Here is a 17,983-nt window from a genome sequence, read left to right as displayed (position 1 = left end):
TTGGCATGAGCTAGGGGTTGTGATATATAGCGACTTTATTAGTGGAGGTGGTTCAAAAGAGATGATGAGTTGTGTAATGGCTTTGCGCTGATTGAAAAGGTGGATGAAGCAACAGGGCAAAAAAAGACGTTAGCGTATCCGTCGATAGGCTAACGTCTTTAAAATAACAACCGTATTTTACTGAGCGGCCAATTGGGCTTCTAACAGTTTAATTTGTTCTTCTTTGAGTTTTACTAGCTCATCGGCATCTTTGTGCTGTGCTTGCAAGCTCTTTTCCTGTTCCTTCAACTGGCTTTGAATATCGTCCAGTTTCGCCACTTCTTCTTTGGCAAGTGAGGCATTTTCAGGTACAGGTGCTTTTAAAATATCTTCTTCGACCAATTTAATGGTGTTGTCAGCCATGGCGGTCGAAGCTGCTTTTTCAGCTTCTGGAAGCGCCTTCACGGTCGGTTGAATCAACTCCGCTTGGTGCACTGGTGTTGTAGACTCTTGTGCAGCAAACAACCACTGATAAAGTGCGAAAATCGCAATGATTGCGACCAAACCTGCTGTAATACCCCAGAGTAATTTAGGGTTGTTGTGTTGTACGGACGACATTCGATTCAACCTTTATTCTTTGGATTGACGTGGTTTAAATTGAATGACCCCAACCTCGTCGGGGATAGCGGGGATCTGAGGCTCATCTACATGAGTTGGACGATTCTCAGAATAACCACAGTCGATACATTCAATCCATTCATCGTCATTCGAGGTAAGCATAACAACTCGATCCATCGCCTGACATTTAGGACATTTTGCACCTGCAATGAAACGACGTTTAATAGTCATTAGACTTACCTTCTGAACAATTTAGGCGCCTAGTTTACTCACTTTTTTAGCGGTTCGTCCAACCTTGATGACGAAGTAAAGCATCTATTTTTGGCTCGCGTCCACGGAAATTGATAAATGCATCAAGCGCTGTATCTTTTCCGCCAACTGCTAGAATAAACTGACGAAATTCTTTTCCAGTGGCAGTATTAAAAATCCCTTCATTTTCGAAACGATCGAAGGCATCACTGGCCAAAACTTCCGCCCATTTATAAGAATAATAACCTGCTGCATAGCCGCCTGCGAAAATATGGCTGAAGCTATGCTGGAAGCGGTTATAAGGCGTGGTCTCTAAAACAGCATATTGTGCACGGATCTGGTTTAAGGTGGCTTGGATTTGATCCGCTTTCAAAGCAGGAGCTGCTTTATGAATGCTGAGGTCGAACAGGGCAAACTCGATTTGACGTAAACTTTGCATGCCGGATTGGAAGAAACGCGCGTCCAGCAAGGCTTTCAGTAGACTTTTTGGTAAGGTTTCTTGGGTGTCAATATGTGCACTGAGCAGGTCTAAGCTTTCAGTATCCCATGCCCAAAATTCCATGAATTGACTTGGCAACTCCACCGCATCCCATGCCACGCCGTGTGTCCCCGCAACCGCAATATTATCAACTTCTGTCAACATATGATGTAAACCATGTCCAAATTCATGGAACAAGGTGATCACTTCATCATGAGTCAGCAACGCTGCTTGATCCCCCACAGGTGGCGTAAAGTTACACACCATATAGCAAATCGGTTTTTGTAGGCCTTGCGTTGTTTTGGTGCGAGAGCGGAAACCACTCATCCATGCGCCACCACGTTTGCCCTGACGCGCATAGAGGTCAAAGTAGAATCCACCGACCACTGCACCTTGATCTTCTAGTTCAAAATAGCGTGCATCTGAGTGCCAAACAGGGGCTTCACGCTCCACAATTTGAATCCCATAAAGACGGTTCACAATGCTAAATAAGCCCTGCAAAATCTTGGGTGCAGGGAAGTAGGGCTTGAGTGCTTCTTGAGATAAATTGAACTGTTGGACTTTCAATTTTTCCGAATAATACGTGCTGTCCCACGGTTTTAAATTCTCAATGCCATCTTCAGCAGCAATAGCTTTCAGCTCCGCCACTTCTTTGAGTGCAGGGGCGCGTGAATGTTCAGCCAAATCACGTAAGAATTGATCTACCGTTGCTACATTTGGTGCCATTTTGCTGGCCAATGAAAGCTCGGCGTAGTTGTTGAAACCTAACAGTGCAGCCATTTCCTGACGCAGGCTTAAGATTTCTTCCATCGCCGCGGTGTTATCAAACTCAGCGTGTTCAGACTGATCAGATGCACGTGTGGTATAGGCACGATACAGTTCTTCGCGTAAAGGACGGTTTTCCGCGTAGGTCATAATTGCCAGATACGATGGGAAGTCTAAAGTGGCAACGGGTTGATCAAGTTCGCGCTGCTGACCATATTGTTTTAACAGCTCAATACTGCTTTGTGGTAAGCCTGCCAGTTCGTGTTCCGCTAAAGGTTTGAAATAGGCTTGGGTGGCATCCAGAACATGGTTGGAAAAGTCGGACGATAGTTGTGATAAACGTGCGGAGATTTCTGCATAACGTTTTTTGGCTTCACCTTCTAAAGCCACCCCAGACAGTTTGAAGTCGCGCAGTGCAAGTTTAATCGCACTTTGTTGGGCTTCAGGGAGGTGATCAAATTGCGCAGCATCATGAATGTGTTGATAGGTTTGATACAGCGCTGTGTGTTGACCTAACTCGGTATAGTATTCACTTAAGCTTGGTAATAGTGACTGGTACACCTCACGAGTTTCAGCATTGTTCATGACCGCATTGAGGTGGGACAGCACGCCCCATGCTTCACTCATATTATTTTCTAAATGATCGACTTGTTCTAAGACCGCAAGCTGTCCCTGAATTGATTCAGGGGCTTCGCTCAGGTCTTTTAAAAAACTTTGGCCCTGTTGAATTGCCTGTTCGATCTGCTGTTGGAGTTGTACTAAGGTGATTTGATCAAACTGTGGAACAGGCAAGGTTGCTTTTTCTAATGTCATGCGTTTAAGCCAAATTAAATGTTCAGTTATCACTAGATGTAAGGGTGATGCCGTGGGAAATCAAGTTTTAATTGGTTTTGATGTTTTGCGCTGCTTGAAATTCAGCCCATGATGGGTAGTGCTGATCAATGCGTGAGGGCTGATAAAGCACTTTGGCAAAGTTACGGGTCATGCATTCAGTGGCTAAGATTTCACCGCTTTTATATTTTTCTTTGCGGTGTCGCCAAATTTCGTTTTGTCGGTAGTAGTCCGTCCCGATTTTTAGGAAGGCATGCTGTTGTTCAAATACATGGTAGACATAGCCTAAATCGGCGGAGCAACGCAGTTCACCTTCTAAACATTTCTCACTAAACCACAGCCGAATTTGAAAGCTATGTGGGGTGGGGTTGTAAAATTGATAATCAATATAGTTATAAAAAATTGCAGCGCCACTACCAAATGGAAGTACACGACCATGATCTGGAAAAGGGTCAAAGGAGTGCTGTGAACGTTGTACGACTTGTAACGGGCTATGTAAGACAAGCCAGTGAATGAGATTGGCAATTTGGCAAATCCCGCCACCAATACCACCGCGTGCTTGACCAAAGCTGAGTTCCATTCCCTCGACATAGCCTTTTTGAGTTGTTGGTTGTCCCACCAACTGACAAAAAGAAAACGTTTGTTGTGGATGGATTAAAATTCCGGAAATACACGGACTGGCAATTTTGAGATTGATGACTTTATTGTGTTGCCAGTGTTGATCGCTGTCGCCTAATTTACGAATCAGAACGGACTGATGCTTTTTGACGCGAAAAGCCAAAGGGGCGTTAGAAAATGAATGCGCATAGTCTTTCCCATCTGTTTTCCATTGCCAATAGCGCATCATACGTCGGCTACGCGTGGCCATGAAATAAAGCAAGGGATGATATTGGCTGATAGGTTTGCTTAAAAATAAATGCAAAAAGTTCATGTTGGCCCTATGAAAAAAGGTGCTAGAACATTAAGCCCTAGCACCTTTTACATCATTTACTCAGTTTTCGCTTTTGCGTTTGATTTTTTCTTTTTAGGTTTCGACTTTTTCTTCACTTTATCTTTAACCTTTGTTTCAGACTTTGATGAAGATTTTTTACCAGGCTTTTTGCTGTAGGAGCTAGGTTGGGATTTATCTTTTTTGCGTCGTATGGGCTGGTCTCCGCTGTTACTGGGAGAGGTGTTTGTCGACTCGCTAAAGACTTCTTCTTTACTTTCGCTTCGTGCTGTTTTGGCTTTGCCAACACGGGGCGCTCGACTACGTATGGGCCGACCACCATGTGAGAGTTGCTGCAATAATTCAAAATCAATTTTGCGGTCTTCTAAATTCACTGCTGCAACTTTGATTTTCACTTCATCGCCCAAGCTAAAGCTTTGACCACGTGCCTGCCCAATCAAGCTCTGACTTGGTTGGTCATAGACAAAGTAGTCATCGCCCAATTGGCTGACATGGATCATGCCGTCAACATATAAGTCTTTGAGCGTCACAAATAGACCGAATTCCGCTACGGCAGAAATGGTGCCGACAAACTCTTCACCCAAATGCTGCTGCATATAATGACATTTCAACCATGTGGTGACAGAGCGAGAAGCTTCATCTGCACGACGTTCAGTCGCCGAGAAATGTTGACCAGCATCATCCAAAGCGGCCCCTGAAAGAGGTGCAGGTTTATGTTTTAACTTGGCTTTAATGGCACGGTGTAACAACAAGTCTGGGTAGCGACGAATTGGAGAAGTGAAGTGCGTGTACGCTTCATATGCCAAACCAAAGTGACCTGCGTTATTCGCGCCGTAGTAGGCTTGCATCATCGAACGTAACAGCACGGCATGAATACTTGGTGCATCAATACGGTCTTTGGTTGCATCAATCACGGCTTGGTAGTCTTTCTGAGTCGGCTGCTCTGGGAATGGTAGACCTAACAGTTTGACAAAGTCGCGTACTTTTTGAATACGTGAAAACTCAGGTGGTTCGTGAATACGGTATAACATTGGCACATCATGTTGTAGCGCATATTCAGCCGCTGCCACGTTTGCCAACAACATACATTCTTCAATCAGTTTGTGAGCATCATTACGCGTACGCGGTAAAATTTCCTTAATACCGCCCAGCTCATCAAAGGTCATGTAAGTTTCAACGGTTTCAAATTCCATGGCATGACGTTCAGCACGTAACCCTTTGAGGACTTGATAGAGTTGGAACAGGGTGTTCAAGGATTTGCGCACATCACGGACTTCTGGGATGGCACTGCTGTCACCTTCAAAGTATTGAGCAACGTTGGTATAGGTTAAACGTGCCTTTGAATGCATGACTGATGGATAGAACTCAAACTTGGTGACCCGACCAGCACGTGACAGGTTTAAATCACAAACCATACACAGGCGGTCCACATGCGGATTGAGTGAACATAAGCCATTCGAAAGAGCTTCAGGCAACATCGGTAAAACAAAGTGCGGGAAATATACCGATGTACCACGTTCTTGGGCTTCATCATCCAGCGGTTTACCAGAACGTACATAGTGACTCACATCCGCAATGGCCACCACCACACGGTAACCGCCGCCTGGACGTTTTTCTGCATAGACTGCATCATCAAAGTCGCGTGCATCTTCACCATCAATAGTGACTAAGGCTAAATCACGTAGGTCAATACGACCTTCACGGTCCTGCACTGAAGGCTCTTTAAAGCTCTCTGCTTCTTTAATGACTTCTTCTGGGAACTCATACGGCAAACCAAACTCTAAAATGGTTTGCGGAATAATAATTTCAGTGTCGGCCTTGTCTGCCATCGATTGCACAATATGACCGGTCGCCAACTCATCTTTGGTTGGATAGTCATCAATTGCGACACGAACCGAATCGCCCACTTTGACTTGTGCATGCTCGATTAACTCTTTTTCTAAAGTAATCGGTTGGTGCGCATTCGGATTTGCTGGTTGAATAAAGTATTCACCGTCATGTATCGATACTTTACCAATGATTTGCTTCACACGGTGTTGCACCACTTCGGTAATAAAGCCCCAAGCTTTACCTTTGCGGTCCACTGAGGTTTGACGCACTTTAACACGGTCACCATTAAACACTTGGCGCAGTTCGCGTTCAGGTAAAAGTAAGTCTTCATGACCTGCAATATTCGCCGTGCCAAAGCCTTTACTATTGATGTAAACCGTTGCTTCATGTTCAGGTTGCTCTTCGGCAATTTGAAACTTAAAGCCATCTTTCATCAGTTGACCATCACGAACCATCGCAATTAAGCGATGGCTGAGCGCTTCAATGCTTTTTTGATCTGCAATTTCAAAAATTTCGACCAAGTCCGCATGCGATAAAGCCGTCTTTTTTTCTTCGATGGTTTCTAAAATGAGCGTGCGGCTCGGAATAGGGTTGTCATAACGTTCAGCTTCAGCTTTTGCTTCAGGATCGACCCAATTTTTCATAATGTCTTTGGCTGTATGTCAGTAGATAGGATTAGCATAAGTCATGCGAAGACAGACTGCACGCAAATGATTGCAATATTGTGTTTTATGTCGGCAATTTAGAATATCTGCTGTTTTATTCAACATGCAGATGTAGAGAAAAGAATAAATTCGGATGAATCCGCCCTAAATTGTTTAAAAAGTATTTAATTGAACGAAAATATGCAAAAAATTGAGTGTCTGTGCTTGCAGTGCTAGCATGAAGTTTGTATTATGGCCGCACGTTACGGTGAGATGGGTGAGTGGCTGAAACCACATCCCTGCTAAGGATGCGTACGGGTAACTGTACCGAGGGTTCGAATCCCTCTCTCACCGCCAACTTTACTTATGTCGCGCTCATAGCTCAGCTGGATAGAGCACTTGGCTACGAACTAAGGGGTCGGGAGTTCGAATCTCTCTGAGCGCACCAATAAGTAAACTGTATGTAACGTATCGCCTGAATTGGCACACAAGTAATGCGCTCATAGCTCAGCTGGATAGAGCACTTGGCTACGAACTAAGGGGTCGGGAGTTCGAATCTCTCTGAGCGCACCAACTTGAACAATCAACCGCACATGTTGCGGTTTTTTTGTGTCTGTAAAAAAATGAAGTGCTTCGCTTGAGAAAGTGATTCCTCAAGAAAGATTCGATATAAATAAAGCGCTACTCTTGCGTGATTCCCCAGCTATGTTCGTATGGAATGCTCAATCTGTTGGTTTATGCAGCGTTTTATACCCACTATGCTTAATAACTGGGCAGTTGATCGGGTTTTATGAAAATAAGACTTAACAAAAAATAAGATTCACGTATAATTCACCCCATCAAGACGTCGCGCTCATAGCTCAGCTGGATAGAGCACTTGGCTACGAACTAAGGGGTCGGGAGTTCGAATCTCTCTGAGCGCACCAACTTGATCAATATTGAAAAAACCGCACATGTTGCGGTTTTTTTGTGCCTGCACGTTTTGTTCAGTAGAAATACTTAGCATGGATGGATTTTTTGCCGTAGTTATTCAGTTGTTTATTGCATCTCAGTTTTATAATGTGCTCTGATATCGATATGGCCTCGGCTTAAATGGATCGCCGCTAATCAATATCGATCTGCTAAAGTCCTAAAAAAATAACCGATTGTGTTGTAGTATTGAGCACAATATTTTTAGCTATTTGATATGACCCTATGTCAGAGAACAAGCCTGCATTATCGACACGTTATTTCCTCACTTTAGAAGAGTCCCAAGATGGTTTTGCCTTAGCAACCTTTGGTAAAAAGCAAATGACGCGTTTTATCACGCCGTTGATTAGTGTCGGGATTATTGTGTGGGGCTTTATGCTCGGCTTTTCAGGCGTCGGTCGCTACTATGTGGCATTGGGTGTATTCTTCTTGGTTTTACAAATTCTCATGCGTTATTGGTTTCTGCCGATGATGTTTAAGCGTCAGTTTGTGAAATATCAGTTTGGTAAAAGTGAGCAGGGCATCGATTTATATCAAGATTATGCGGAAATTTATGCCAATGGTCGTAAGCAAGTGGTCCATTATAATGAAGTGCAAAAGTTTACCAGTGGCAAGCTGACGTATATGCTTGAGCTGAAAAACCGTACTGTGGTGATTGTGCCTAAGCGTGCTTTGGCCGATAGTGCGGATCAAGCAAAATTTGAAAATACTTTCAAAAAATAAGCATTTTGCTCCATAACGCCATCAAAAAATCAGAGGAAGATCATGAGTACACGTCCATCTAAAATTGTCTGTGTTGGTCGTAGTTATGCAGACCATGCCAAAGAATTAGGCAATGCGATTCCTGATCGTCCGGTTTTATTTATTAAACCACCGAGCAGTTTGCTCAGTTTAGATGCGGGCATCTCTTGGAATCCTGCATGGGGTAGCTGCCACTATGAATGTGAACTGGTTTTACGCATCGACCATCGCCTAAGCAAAGCAACCGATCCAGCTCAAGCCCTTCAAGCGGTAGGGGCTGTAACTTTAGGTTTGGACTTAACCTTGCGTGACTTACAAGATGACTTGAAAACCAAAGGTCAGCCTTGGGAACGTGCCAAAGCCTTTGATGGTTCGTGTGTACTGGCAGACTGGATTGCTGTTTCCGATGTGGTACAGGACTGGGATGATGTGCACTACAGTTTTCATGTTAATGATGAGCTGCGCCAAGCGGGCAACACTGCACACTTAATTTTTGATATTGGCACCTTGTTGGCCGACATTAGCCAAGTCTTCACTTTGGAAGCAGGCGATGTGGTCATGACAGGCACACCTGCTGGGGTGGCTGCATTACAGGCGGGTGAGCAGTTGAAAATGACCCTAAAAGGCAAAAACCAAGACTATTCTTGGAATACCTTTGTTCAAGCTTAATTTACAGGCTTTCAAACCCCATCATTCAAAAGGTCACTTCGGTGATCTTTTTGAGCGCTGTTGATGACTATGGTACAGTTTACGAAACTGATCGGGGGTATATACCATCCAGCGTTTAAACATATTAATAAAGGCCGATGCATTGGCATAGCCCAAATCCAGCGCGATACTTTCGACCTTTTTTCCCTCTGTCAGCATGCTCATGGCTTTCATGACTTTTAAGCGCTGCCGCCATTCATTCAAGGACATGCCAAGTTCTTTTTGACTATAACGTGCCAGTGTGCGTTCAGTCATATTGTGCTGTATTGCCAGTTGTTGCAAAGAACTGTTGTCCGCAGGATGTAGATGTAAAAAATCTAAAATGCTTTTCAGGGGCGGGTGTTCAGAGTGCGGTAAATAGCTGCTAACCAATTCTACATGATGTAACTGATCAAGCAAAACATAGAGTAAGCGCATGTGTTCAGGTGCATCATCGGGCAGGCTTTGTTGTCTCAAATGCTTAAAGAGTGCCGAGACCAAAGGTGAGCTGAGCATAATACCTGCCTGTTGAGGCAGATGAGTGCATAAGCTTTCATGGATATAGAGCGTACCGTGAGAAACATCAGTGTGATTTAAGCTGCTATGGGCTACATTGGGTGGAAGCCAAATGCCATAAGGTGGCGGGGTAAGGTAGTCAATCTGGTTGATATTCACCTCCATCACGCCATTAAAGGCATATACAAATTCGCCCCATGCATGTCCATGCACGGGATAAACCGACTGCGCGGGGTCTTCGCGAAAGCTGATCCATAATAATTTATCAATATCATCATTGGTCGGTAATTGTTTGAGTGGTGCGCTCTTTTTTTGTTGTCGTTGGGGCATGGCTGAAATTGCCTGAATAAGAAGATATCTTGTCTGTTTTAAATTATATGTTCTATTTCAGACAAATCTATAGTGAGCTTTGATCTTTTTCAGTGGAGCAGGTCGTGAGTAGTCGTCAAGCGCTAGACAGTAAAGCTTCAGGGATTATGTTTGGGCTGTGTATTTTGTGGGGATTACAACAAGTGGTGTTAAAGCTTGCTGCCCCCGATATTTCTGCAGTGATGCAAATTGCACTGCGCTCAGGTCTCTCTGCGTTGATGGTTTACCCCATGATCAAGCTGGCAAAGGGCACATCTTTATGGGGGCGAGACTACTTACCCGCAGGAGTTTTAGTCGGGCTTTTATTTGCAGCTGAATTTTTTCTGGTCGCGCAAGCTTTACGTTTTACCTCCGCGGCGCATACCGTAGTTTTGCTGTATACCGCACCTATTTTTGTAGCATTGGGTCTGCACTGGAAATTACCCTCTGAACGTTTATCGCTTATCCAGTGGTTGGGCATTGCATGTGCATTTTTCGGGATTGTGATTGCATTTTTATTTCGTCCTGCAGCTTCACAAGCGGCTGCGAGTTCGGCAATTTGGGGCGATGCTTTAGCACTTTTGGCAGGGGTATTATGGGCAGCCACAACTATTGCAGTGCGGCTGACGAAACTAGCAGAAGCACCTGCCCCCCAAACTTTGTTTTATCAGCTCTTTATCGCATTTTTAGTGTTATTGCCTGTGGCTTTTTTCATGGGACAAGCGACGATTCACTGGTCTGTATTATCCCTTACAAGTTTACTTTTCCATACCGTTGTCGTGTCATTTGCCAGTTATCTGATTTGGTTTTGGCTGTTGAAAAAATATTTGGCCTCATAGTTGGGTGTCTTTTCTTTTTTGACCCCAATCTTTGGGATGTGTTTTGGTGTGGTGTTACTCAATGAACAGTTGGAACTCAACTTTTTGGTAGGTACATGCTTTGTGTTGATGGGTGTGATGGTGGTGAGTTTGCATCACAAAATTAAGCAGTATGCACAGGCATTTAAAGTGGCTTTGCAATAAATACAGAGTAAGCTTGAGCTCAGACTGCTTTGATTCAGCATATAAAAAACGTGTCTTGGACACGTTTTTTATAATGAAGTTTTAAGATTTATCATCAAAAATTGTAGACAGCGGAATGGCGAGTTTGGCCGCCAAGTAATCATCCGACTCAACTAACGCTGGGCCAATTTTCTGTATCCAGACATCATCAGGATGCACATTACCCAAATCTTTACGTTTTGGTAAAGGGTAAGGAAGTCTGCTGTAAAAACTCCAAAAATCGACTTGAGATAAATTACGTACTAGTACAAATTGGTTGTCATCGGTACGTTTGACTAAGTTTTGCTGTTCAAGCATAAACACGTAACTCGGCCAACGGCCCAATTCATCTCTTCCTAAAACATCCAAAGCTTCATCATCAGAGACACTGAGTCCTTGCTGTTGCTTTTTATAAAACAGCTCCAGCAAATCTAGTAGCATAATGACAGGGTGCCGTTTTTGCTCTTTCTGGGAAGTAAATGCGGTGAGTGCGTAGCTGATTTCAACGCCAATCAGGACAATATTCCACGACAAAAAAATCCATAATAAGAAAATAGGAATCGCAGCAAAGGCACCATAAACGACTTCATAACTGGTGAAGTTTGACATGATAAAGCCGAACAAATTTTTCAGGAGTTCAAACACTACAGCACTAAATAAGCCTGCAATAAAAGCGGATTTAATTGGGACACTTCGGTTTGGAATAGTCCAATTCAGGATAAAAAATCCTAAAACCGTTAGACAGAAAGAAATCAACCACAGGACAAATGCGCCATTGAGTTCATAGCCTGCAAAATTATTGCTCAAAACATTGAGGGAAGCCATCGTCGACGAAATAACAAAGGCACTACCGAGTAGAATAGGGCCCAAAGAAATAATGGTCCAATAGCGCATAAAGCCAATAATGCCGCCGCGGGTTTCGCGGACTCGCCAAATACGGTTAAAGACTTTTTCAATGCTGGTTAACATCATGACGGTAGTGACGAATAAAAATAAGATCCCAATAATGGTTAAATTACTGGATTTATCGGTAAACGCATTTAAGGCCTTATCAAAAGCAATCGTGGTTTTCGGTAAAAAATTACTATAGATCAATTGTTGTAATTGCTGCCGTGCAGGCTCAAGCGCTTTGATTGAGGAAATGATCACCAAAAAAACGGTCAGCATCGGAACGACGGCAAACAGGGTCGTATAGGTTAGTGAACCGGCTTGTTCACGACATCGATCGGCCTCAAAGCGGCGCAGTACAAATAAAATGAACTGAAACCAAGTTTTCTCATAGAAAGGAAGTTTTCTTAAGTACTGTTCTAACATAGGCAAAGTATCTCTCTTGTTTTCTTCATCTTTTCTACATTTTTCACCATAAGCTTAACCAAAAAGTAGGAAAAATACCGTATAGTTTTATTTTTTCTGTCACCGAACTCTATTCATGCAAACCTATGTTTTAGTTTTATATTACAGCAAATACGGCAGTACCCGTGAAATGGCGCATCTGATTGCAAATGGAATTGAAGCCAGTGGTGTTGCAGTTAAAATTCGAACGGTGCCAAATATTGCGGCTGTGGTGAAGGAAGCAGAGTCGAGTATTCCTGCAGAAGGCGATATTTATTGTAGTTTAGAGGACTTGGCAAACTGTGCTGGTTTGGCGCTAGGTTCACCAACCCGCTTTGGCAACATGGCTTCTGAAATGAAATATTTTCTTGATCAAACCACCAGTCTTTGGCTCAATGGAGCTTTGCATGGCAAGCCGGCTTGTGTGTTTACCTCGTCAGGTTCGATGCATGGCGGTCAAGAAAGTACTTTATTGACCATGCTGCCACCATTGTTTCATCATGGCATGATGATTTTAGGGTTGAACAATGCCAGTCCCGCATTGTCACATACGAAGACAGGTGGAACACCGTATGGTGCGAGCCATGTCAGCGGGCCTCGACATGATCAGAGCTTAAGCCAAGATGAAAAAGTGCTGTGCGAAGCTCAAGGTAAGCGTCTTGGGGAAGTTGTGAAGAAATTACAGGCCTAGTCATTGAGACATGAAAAAAGCCCATCCATGATGGGCTTTTTATTATTGGGCTGGCGTCAGATGCTGTTCTTTGAACTTTGTACCACACTTAAGACATTTATAGTCAAGAAATACATTTTTATCGACAATGACACCCGCTTTTTTACCAAAACGATGTCCTAAAAAACCACCTGTCACACCAATACTGACCGCACCCACAAAGGTGCCAATGGTGCCACCCATAATCACCCCAAGAGGTCCAGCCGCTGCACCGATCGCTGCGCCAATAGAGGCTCCAGATGCTGCACCACCGACAGTACCAGCGGTTGCACCTGCAGAACTGAGCAATACGCCCCCAATTTTAGTCAGTTGTTGCTCGTGATTGCGTTTTTCAACCTCACTAGAGCCACATTTTGGGCAGAGAATTGTATTTTCCATAGTTTATTGGCCTATTCGGGTGACCAGTGATTGAAGCTGGCAGCCGTTTTACGGTGTGGATGATACGTTGCGCAGAACAACCGAGTTTTGCGCTTGAATTTGACAGATCTAAACAACTGAATCTAGAGTAAATCTTAGTTGAACTTGCAGCAATAATATTTATTAAACTTGTAATTTTCTTGAGTACTTTATGCTGAGTTTTTAAATATGGTTTAGTTGGCAAAGTGAATTGGGTTTCTTATAGCTTGTTTGGCACAGTACAATGCTTTATCTGCGCGTTTAAAGACATCTTCTGCATCTGCATCATGTTTGCCGATTTCAGCAACCCCTATACTGACCGTGAAGCACAGCACTTCTTGCTCATAATGCACTTCCATCGCTTCAATCGTTGAACAGATACGTTTAAAGACCCGCATGGCTTCATCACCCAAGCAAGCGGGTAAAATAATCGCAAATTCCTCACCACCAATACGGGCTAAAAAGTCTTCGTCACGCAGTACACTGCGGATTTTTTTGGTCATCTTTTTCAGCACATGGTCACCTGCGGTATGCCCATAACAGTCATTCAGCTGTTTAAAGTGATCAATATCTAAGATGCCGATTGTAAATGGCACGCGAGCATGGCTGAAATGCTGCATGGTTTGATTGCTTTCTTGCACAAATTCACGACGGTTAAAAGTTCCCGTAAGCTCGTCTGTAGATGCTAAGACCGCCATTTCTTGCACTTGTAAATGTAATTTAATGTTTAAAGCTAACCAAGTGGCGAGACTCTGTAAAAGAATTGCTTGTTGTAGGGTGTAGTGATGTTTACGTTGATCTGCCACGTTTAAGGTACCAATACACACGCCATTGTGAATCATGGGTGCATCCATACAGGTTTCCATCCCATGCTCAGAAAGCATTCTACAATCCAGCTCATCAGACTGACTTAAATCATCACAAATGATCAGCTTTGCACAGGCAAAGACGCGTCCGACAAAAGTCTGCCCAATCGGAATTTTAAAATCCATGGGAATCGCATGATTGCCTGAGATCGAATACAGCTTGAGATATTCTTCAGTATCTTGCAGGGTAATACTGGCCCGATCCGCATCAAACACGTGAGAAATCCAGTAAGCAATGGTATCTAAAACAGCTTGCAAGGAGTCTGCTTTACTCAAGTCGTGAATGAAGTCTACAGGGAGTTGGATGGAGTGCGCGCCATCAAAGCCAGATAATTGGCTTGGGGTAAATGATCGTTCAGTTAATTGATTCTTGTTTATCATTCAATACGGTATCTCTATAAAATAGTATCCAATTTAGTCTTTGTTTGTTTTGCTCTTAGAAAGTGGACATTACCTTTTAGATTTGATCATGCTATATAAATCGCATTTCTCCAACTTCAATGTGTAATTAAATTGAAAAAAAACGATATATTTTTACTTTAAATTAAAAATAACCTACAGCGCAAATGTGGCATTTACATGTGGATGACCCGCAGGCCATCTGAGTGACAAAAAAAAGAGCACCTGAAGTGCTCTTTTTTTGAAGTTAAACGCCGTGATTAGTCACGAACAAATTCAACAGTGCCATTTGCCAATGACTTTACGCGTGCCAAAGATTCAACGCGGTAGCCTTTTTCAAGCAAAATGTCACGGCCAGGTTGGAATGATTTTTCAATCACAATACCCACACCAACAACTTCTGCTTTCGCTTGGTGAATTAGGTCAATCAGCCCCAATGCTGCTTGACCGTTAGCCAAGAAGTCATCAATCACGAGGGCTTTGTCTGCTGAGCTGATGTGCTTATTTGAAATTGCAATCGTGCTTTCCGTTTGTTTGGTAAACGAAAAGACTTTTGAGCGGTAAAGGTCATCTTTTAAGGTTAAAGATTGGTATTTACGCGCAAAAATAACGGGCACGCCCAGTTCTAAACCTGCCATGATTGCAGGTGCGATACCTGATGCTTCAATCGTGATGATTTTAGTGATGCCTGCATCTTTAAAACGAGCAGCAAATTCTTTACCGATTAATTGCATCATAACCGGATCGATTTGGTGGTTTAAGAAAGCATCAACTTTCAGAACTTCATCAGATAGAACGATACCTTCGCTTAAGATTTTCTGTTCTAGTGCGTACACGGGAGAATCCTCTAGGGGCAGGTGCTTTTTCAAGCAAAAGCGTATTTTAGGAAGCACCTGAAAAAATGCAAGTAAAATTCGTCAAAATGACTAATTGCTTGCACCTTTATAACCCGTTAATAGCAATCCATAGGATGTTTTCTTATCCACATGGCTGACTTTGACTGGAAGGTAGTCCAATTTAGGTGCTAACCAAAAAATGGTTTCGCGGCCAGGTTTGTCATGTTTCATGACCACTTTAATGGTGTCAAAGGTGCCATAATCAGTTTTGATTGACTCAGAACCTTGTTTCACAAATTTACGTGCTTCCACTTCTTTGGCATCGGCCAAATAATAAGTCGATTTTAAACCGCCATTTTTGATGTCTTCCCGAAGCTGTAATTCAGCATTCAGTTCATCCAGTACGCCGGCTTTCCAAGCGAAAGAACGCGCTTCTTTGTCTTTCTTGGTATTGATGGTTTTTGCCGCTGGATTGAAGTTAATACTCATGGTGTTGTTATGCACCAAAATTTTACTACTACGACTAAAACTGCTGGACTGAATTTGCTTACCATTAAAACTAAAGCGACTACTTTCGGTTGCAGAGGCGATACCACCAGCTTTGGCTGCAAAGACATAGTTCCAGTTGTTGCCCGATTTCGATAACGTACGTGTCGCTGAGCCCATGTTTTTGCCATTATAGTTAAATTGATAACTGGCTTGGAATGGACTCATGGCAAAGGTTTGACTGGAGAAACCGACAAAGAGCAAGGTGCTGACACTTGTTGCCATTGCGACTGTTTTCAACATTGATTTAGCCATAAGAAAAAGTTTCCTATTCAGTTGTAGGCACAAATTTTTTGCATAGAAATATTATGCACGTTGATTATGAAGAAAAAATTCGAAACATAGGGCAAACTGTAGTTTTATGTTTCTTTTACCCACCTTAAGTCACATTTTAGTAGCAGCATCCCGAGTTATTTTTGTCGAATTGGCGAGACCGTGCTTTCGTCTAGATTAGGTTCAATCAAGTCATCGATCGAGGTTTGCGAAAACTTATTGAACAATGCCGTTAAGTTGACATTACCGATCACTACCAATTCTGCTTCACGCAACACGGCATGATTGACATGGACTTTACCTAAAGTATCGATAATGGAACGGTTTTTCCCTAACCAGCGATTCAAATCCAAATGCAGCAGATCATCTTTGACTTTAATCACATTTAGTTTTTCTAAAATCATGCCTAAGGGGTCTTGGTTCAGGACTTTTTGATAAAAGAATAGGGCACAGCGCACACCCATTTTATGAAATACCGTTGGGTATTCAGCATCCAGCACACTGGTGTCACTGATTTGCTCAAATACGATCAACTGCGTTTTTTTATTTAACTCCATTTGTGCCAGTTTCAAATCTACCGAAAGCGTGAGTTTGAGCCCGTTATAGTCGAGCGTGGCATATAAGCGTAACCAATCATCATGTAAGTCGGCATGTAGGTCTTTCAACATTCTTACGTTGTCGGTCACAAAACGTTGAAAAGTAGCATTTAAAAAGACTTGAGACATTGGAAACTCGCGCTCATCCTCAATAAATCCTTCCGCCTTTTGATAAACTTGGCGTAAACGATTTGAAATGTTGGAAATAAGCGTTTGCATAAGAGGCGTCCTAGCTAATCAACGTGTTTGAGCGATCAGATCTCTGGTCGAAATGTTTGAAAAATACTGCTCATGAACCTTGCAGTTTAGCAAAATTAATTGCACCATTTTCATGATTTTACGAAACAGTGAATCTAAAGGGCACAAGGTCTCATTCTACGCAATAAAATGAAGACTGTGTCTATTTTATACTGCGCGCATGCGCTTTGGGGAACAAGACAAATTGTCGGTTTGGTGTGATGCTTAGAAAAATAAATGTAATGCCTTTGGCTCATGATTGGTGGAAAGACCCAATTTTTACAGCGACCGTCGTGCTGGCGGTATTTTTGCATCTCGTAATTTTGACTTTGCAATTTGCGATGCCTCAAGAAAATGATGCGGCAGTGAAAGAAATTGCGGTGACTTTGCGTCCTTCAGATAAAAAAATTGAAAATGCAGATTTTTTAGCGCAAGCCGATCAACAGGGTTCAGGGACTTTTCGTGAGTCACATCGCATGTCGAGTGACATGCCCGCACCGATGCTTGAGCAAAGTACAGGCGAAGAGCAGCCTGAAACTTTAGAACAGATCCAACAAAAACGTGAGCTGAATTTTGAAGAAAAACTGTTGATGACGACTTTGAGTTGGCAAAAACAAGCTGAGGATAACCAGCGCAAAAAAGCCATGGAAGAGATGAACAGCCAGTTTCAAGCCAAAGCAGCAATGGTGGCCAGCCTTGAAGCGCAATATTTGCAACGCCAACAAAACTTTAGCCGTCAGCAAAAAATTAAAACAGTCGATGGTATTCAAGCCAAGCAAGATGTTTCGGCAGCCTATCTTGAAAAGTTCCGTCAGAAAGTGGAGTTTTATGGCAACCGTTACTACCCAGAAGCAGCTAAACAGCAGCGGCTGGCGGGTGAAGTGCGTTTAATGGTGATTCTAAATGCATCAGGAGGTATCCGTGCCATTCGCCTGATTGATAGTTCAGGCCATGAGATGCTCGATGAGGCTGCAAAAGCCTCGGTGCGTAAGGCTGCACCATTCGGTGGATTTGATACCAAAATGAAGGATATTTCTGAGTTACGCATTGTGCGTACATGGCGTTTTGACCCAGCAGAGGCAGAGTTTGAAGTGCACTGAGCTGTGCACTTTTAAGTGTACTTTGATG

16 protein-coding genes, 4 tRNA genes and 1 pseudogene are annotated in these 17,983 nt (G+C 43.1%); 9 read left to right on the top strand and 12 right to left on the bottom strand.

All coding sequences use genetic code 11. The features are described from left to right. Positions 1-177: 177 nt before the first annotated feature. From ACF8FD_RS00630 to rnr, 5 genes are read right to left on the bottom strand one after another with little or no spacing between them, the layout of a single operon-like run. Positions 178-597 (bottom strand): hypothetical protein, encoded by a 420-nt coding sequence (locus ACF8FD_RS00630; RefSeq protein WP_010327584.1) that lies wholly within the window; start codon positions 595-597, stop codon positions 178-180. A gap of 12 nt (positions 598-609) precedes the next feature. Then, positions 610-822 carry a YheV family putative zinc ribbon protein gene (locus ACF8FD_RS00625; protein WP_171054267.1) on the bottom strand — a complete coding sequence of 71 codons (213 nt, stop codon included), beginning with the start codon at positions 820-822 and terminating at the stop codon, positions 610-612. 52 nt (positions 823-874) lie between these two features. Further along, positions 875-2,917 (bottom strand): M3 family metallopeptidase, encoded by a 2,043-nt coding sequence (locus tag ACF8FD_RS00620; protein ID WP_234305134.1) that lies wholly within the window; start codon positions 2,915-2,917, stop codon positions 875-877. Positions 2,918-2,969: 52 nt separating this feature from the next. Further along, the gene (locus tag ACF8FD_RS00615) at positions 2,970-3,851 is read right to left on the bottom strand and encodes a VanW family protein (protein ID WP_234304467.1); all 882 of its coding nucleotides are present in this window, start codon (positions 3,849-3,851) and stop codon (positions 2,970-2,972) included. A 56-nt stretch (positions 3,852-3,907) separates the two neighbouring features. Then, the gene (gene rnr / locus ACF8FD_RS00610; protein WP_205668083.1) at positions 3,908-6,346 is read right to left on the bottom strand and encodes a ribonuclease R; all 2,439 of its coding nucleotides are present in this window, start codon (positions 6,344-6,346) and stop codon (positions 3,908-3,910) included. A 264-nt stretch (positions 6,347-6,610) separates the two neighbouring features. Between rnr and ACF8FD_RS00605 the strand changes: the two genes are divergently transcribed. The 6 genes from ACF8FD_RS00605 (at position 6,611) to ACF8FD_RS00580 (ending at position 8,722) form a co-directional block, all read left to right on the top strand. Beyond that, a tRNA-Ser gene (locus ACF8FD_RS00605) sits at positions 6,611-6,700 on the top strand. A 14-nt stretch (positions 6,701-6,714) separates the two neighbouring features. Next, a tRNA-Arg gene (locus ACF8FD_RS00600) sits at positions 6,715-6,791 on the top strand. Between the two features lie 48 nt (positions 6,792-6,839). Beyond that, positions 6,840-6,916, top strand: a tRNA-Arg gene (locus ACF8FD_RS00595). A 276-nt stretch (positions 6,917-7,192) separates the two neighbouring features. After that, positions 7,193-7,269: transfer RNA gene (locus ACF8FD_RS00590), tRNA-Arg, on the top strand. Positions 7,270-7,537: 268 nt separating this feature from the next. Further along, positions 7,538-8,035 carry a YcxB family protein gene (locus tag ACF8FD_RS00585; protein ID WP_234304468.1) on the top strand — a complete coding sequence of 166 codons (498 nt, stop codon included), beginning with the start codon at positions 7,538-7,540 and terminating at the stop codon, positions 8,033-8,035. Positions 8,036-8,077: 42 nt separating this feature from the next. After that, entirely contained in the window at positions 8,078-8,722 is a 645-nt protein-coding gene (locus ACF8FD_RS00580) for a fumarylacetoacetate hydrolase family protein (RefSeq protein WP_010327579.1), read from the top strand. A 33-nt stretch (positions 8,723-8,755) separates the two neighbouring features. On the opposite strand, the gene ACF8FD_RS00575 is transcribed toward ACF8FD_RS00580, so the two are convergent. After that, on the bottom strand, positions 8,756-9,586 hold the full coding sequence (locus ACF8FD_RS00575) for a helix-turn-helix domain-containing protein (protein WP_010327578.1): 831 nt from the start codon (positions 9,584-9,586) through the stop codon (positions 8,756-8,758). 104 nt (positions 9,587-9,690) lie between these two features. Here ACF8FD_RS00575 and ACF8FD_RS00570 point away from each other — a divergent pair. Continuing rightward, positions 9,691-10,626: pseudogene (locus ACF8FD_RS00570) on the top strand (DMT family transporter). A gap of 81 nt (positions 10,627-10,707) precedes the next feature. Here ACF8FD_RS00570 and ACF8FD_RS00565 read toward each other — a convergent pair. After that, on the bottom strand, positions 10,708-11,958 hold the full coding sequence (locus ACF8FD_RS00565; protein WP_010327576.1) for a YihY family inner membrane protein: 1,251 nt from the start codon (positions 11,956-11,958) through the stop codon (positions 10,708-10,710). A 115-nt stretch (positions 11,959-12,073) separates the two neighbouring features. Here ACF8FD_RS00565 and wrbA point away from each other — a divergent pair, with 115 nt between their 5' ends. Further along, positions 12,074-12,667 (top strand): NAD(P)H:quinone oxidoreductase, encoded by a 594-nt coding sequence (gene wrbA / locus ACF8FD_RS00560; protein WP_125280240.1) that lies wholly within the window; start codon positions 12,074-12,076, stop codon positions 12,665-12,667. A gap of 42 nt (positions 12,668-12,709) precedes the next feature. Here wrbA and ACF8FD_RS00555 read toward each other — a convergent pair whose 3' ends face one another. The 5 genes from ACF8FD_RS00555 to ACF8FD_RS00535 form a co-directional block, all read right to left on the bottom strand. Further along, positions 12,710-13,084, bottom strand: coding sequence for a hypothetical protein (locus ACF8FD_RS00555; protein ID WP_029575121.1), 375 nt, complete (start codon positions 13,082-13,084; stop codon positions 12,710-12,712). Between the two features lie 212 nt (positions 13,085-13,296). Then, positions 13,297-14,349 carry a sensor domain-containing diguanylate cyclase gene (locus ACF8FD_RS00550; RefSeq protein WP_228140122.1) on the bottom strand — a complete coding sequence of 351 codons (1,053 nt, stop codon included), beginning with the start codon at positions 14,347-14,349 and terminating at the stop codon, positions 13,297-13,299. Positions 14,350-14,627: 278 nt separating this feature from the next. Beyond that, positions 14,628-15,203, bottom strand: a complete 576-nt coding sequence (locus tag ACF8FD_RS00545) for a xanthine phosphoribosyltransferase (protein WP_004691243.1) — start codon at positions 15,201-15,203, stop codon at positions 14,628-14,630. A 90-nt stretch (positions 15,204-15,293) separates the two neighbouring features. Next, positions 15,294-16,004 (bottom strand): DUF3108 domain-containing protein, encoded by a 711-nt coding sequence (locus ACF8FD_RS00540; protein ID WP_010327572.1) that lies wholly within the window; start codon positions 16,002-16,004, stop codon positions 15,294-15,296. A gap of 155 nt (positions 16,005-16,159) precedes the next feature. Continuing rightward, complete coding sequence (locus tag ACF8FD_RS00535; RefSeq protein WP_004977854.1) at positions 16,160-16,837, bottom strand: hypothetical protein; 678 nt, start codon at positions 16,835-16,837, stop codon at positions 16,160-16,162. A gap of 260 nt (positions 16,838-17,097) precedes the next feature. Between ACF8FD_RS00535 and ACF8FD_RS00530 the strand changes: the two genes are divergently transcribed. Further along, positions 17,098-17,955, top strand: a complete 858-nt coding sequence (locus tag ACF8FD_RS00530; RefSeq protein ID WP_010327571.1) for an energy transducer TonB — start codon at positions 17,098-17,100, stop codon at positions 17,953-17,955. Positions 17,956-17,983: the final 28 nt, after the last annotated feature.

Source organism: Acinetobacter sp. TYF_19 (genome assembly GCF_043105125.1).
In the GTDB taxonomy this organism is placed as follows: domain Bacteria; phylum Pseudomonadota; class Gammaproteobacteria; order Pseudomonadales; family Moraxellaceae; genus Acinetobacter; species Acinetobacter johnsonii.
The sequence above is the reverse complement of the archived record's forward strand: the minus strand, read 5'-3'. Positions and strand labels throughout refer to the sequence as shown.

Coding starts and splice junctions, on each gene's coding strand:
- ACF8FD_RS00630 (WP_010327584.1), bottom strand. CDS start 597: ATGTCGTCCGTACAACACAACAACCCTAAATTACTCTGGGGTATTACA.
- ACF8FD_RS00615 (WP_234304467.1), bottom strand. CDS start 3,851: ATGAACTTTTTGCATTTATTTTTAAGCAAACCTATCAGCCAATATCAT.
- ACF8FD_RS00585 (WP_234304468.1), top strand. CDS start 7,538: ATGTCAGAGAACAAGCCTGCATTATCGACACGTTATTTCCTCACTTTA.
- ACF8FD_RS00580 (WP_010327579.1), top strand. CDS start 8,078: ATGAGTACACGTCCATCTAAAATTGTCTGTGTTGGTCGTAGTTATGCA.
- ACF8FD_RS00575 (WP_010327578.1), bottom strand. CDS start 9,586: ATGCCCCAACGACAACAAAAAAAGAGCGCACCACTCAAACAATTACCG.
- ACF8FD_RS00565 (WP_010327576.1), bottom strand. CDS start 11,958: ATGTTAGAACAGTACTTAAGAAAACTTCCTTTCTATGAGAAAACTTGG.
- wrbA (WP_125280240.1), top strand. CDS start 12,074: ATGCAAACCTATGTTTTAGTTTTATATTACAGCAAATACGGCAGTACC.
- ACF8FD_RS00555 (WP_029575121.1), bottom strand. CDS start 13,084: ATGGAAAATACAATTCTCTGCCCAAAATGTGGCTCTAGTGAGGTTGAA.
- ACF8FD_RS00550 (WP_228140122.1), bottom strand. CDS start 14,349: ATGATAAACAAGAATCAATTAACTGAACGATCATTTACCCCAAGCCAA.
- ACF8FD_RS00540 (WP_010327572.1), bottom strand. CDS start 16,004: ATGGCTAAATCAATGTTGAAAACAGTCGCAATGGCAACAAGTGTCAGC.
- ACF8FD_RS00535 (WP_004977854.1), bottom strand. CDS start 16,837: ATGCAAACGCTTATTTCCAACATTTCAAATCGTTTACGCCAAGTTTAT.
- ACF8FD_RS00530 (WP_010327571.1), top strand. CDS start 17,098: ATGCCTTTGGCTCATGATTGGTGGAAAGACCCAATTTTTACAGCGACC.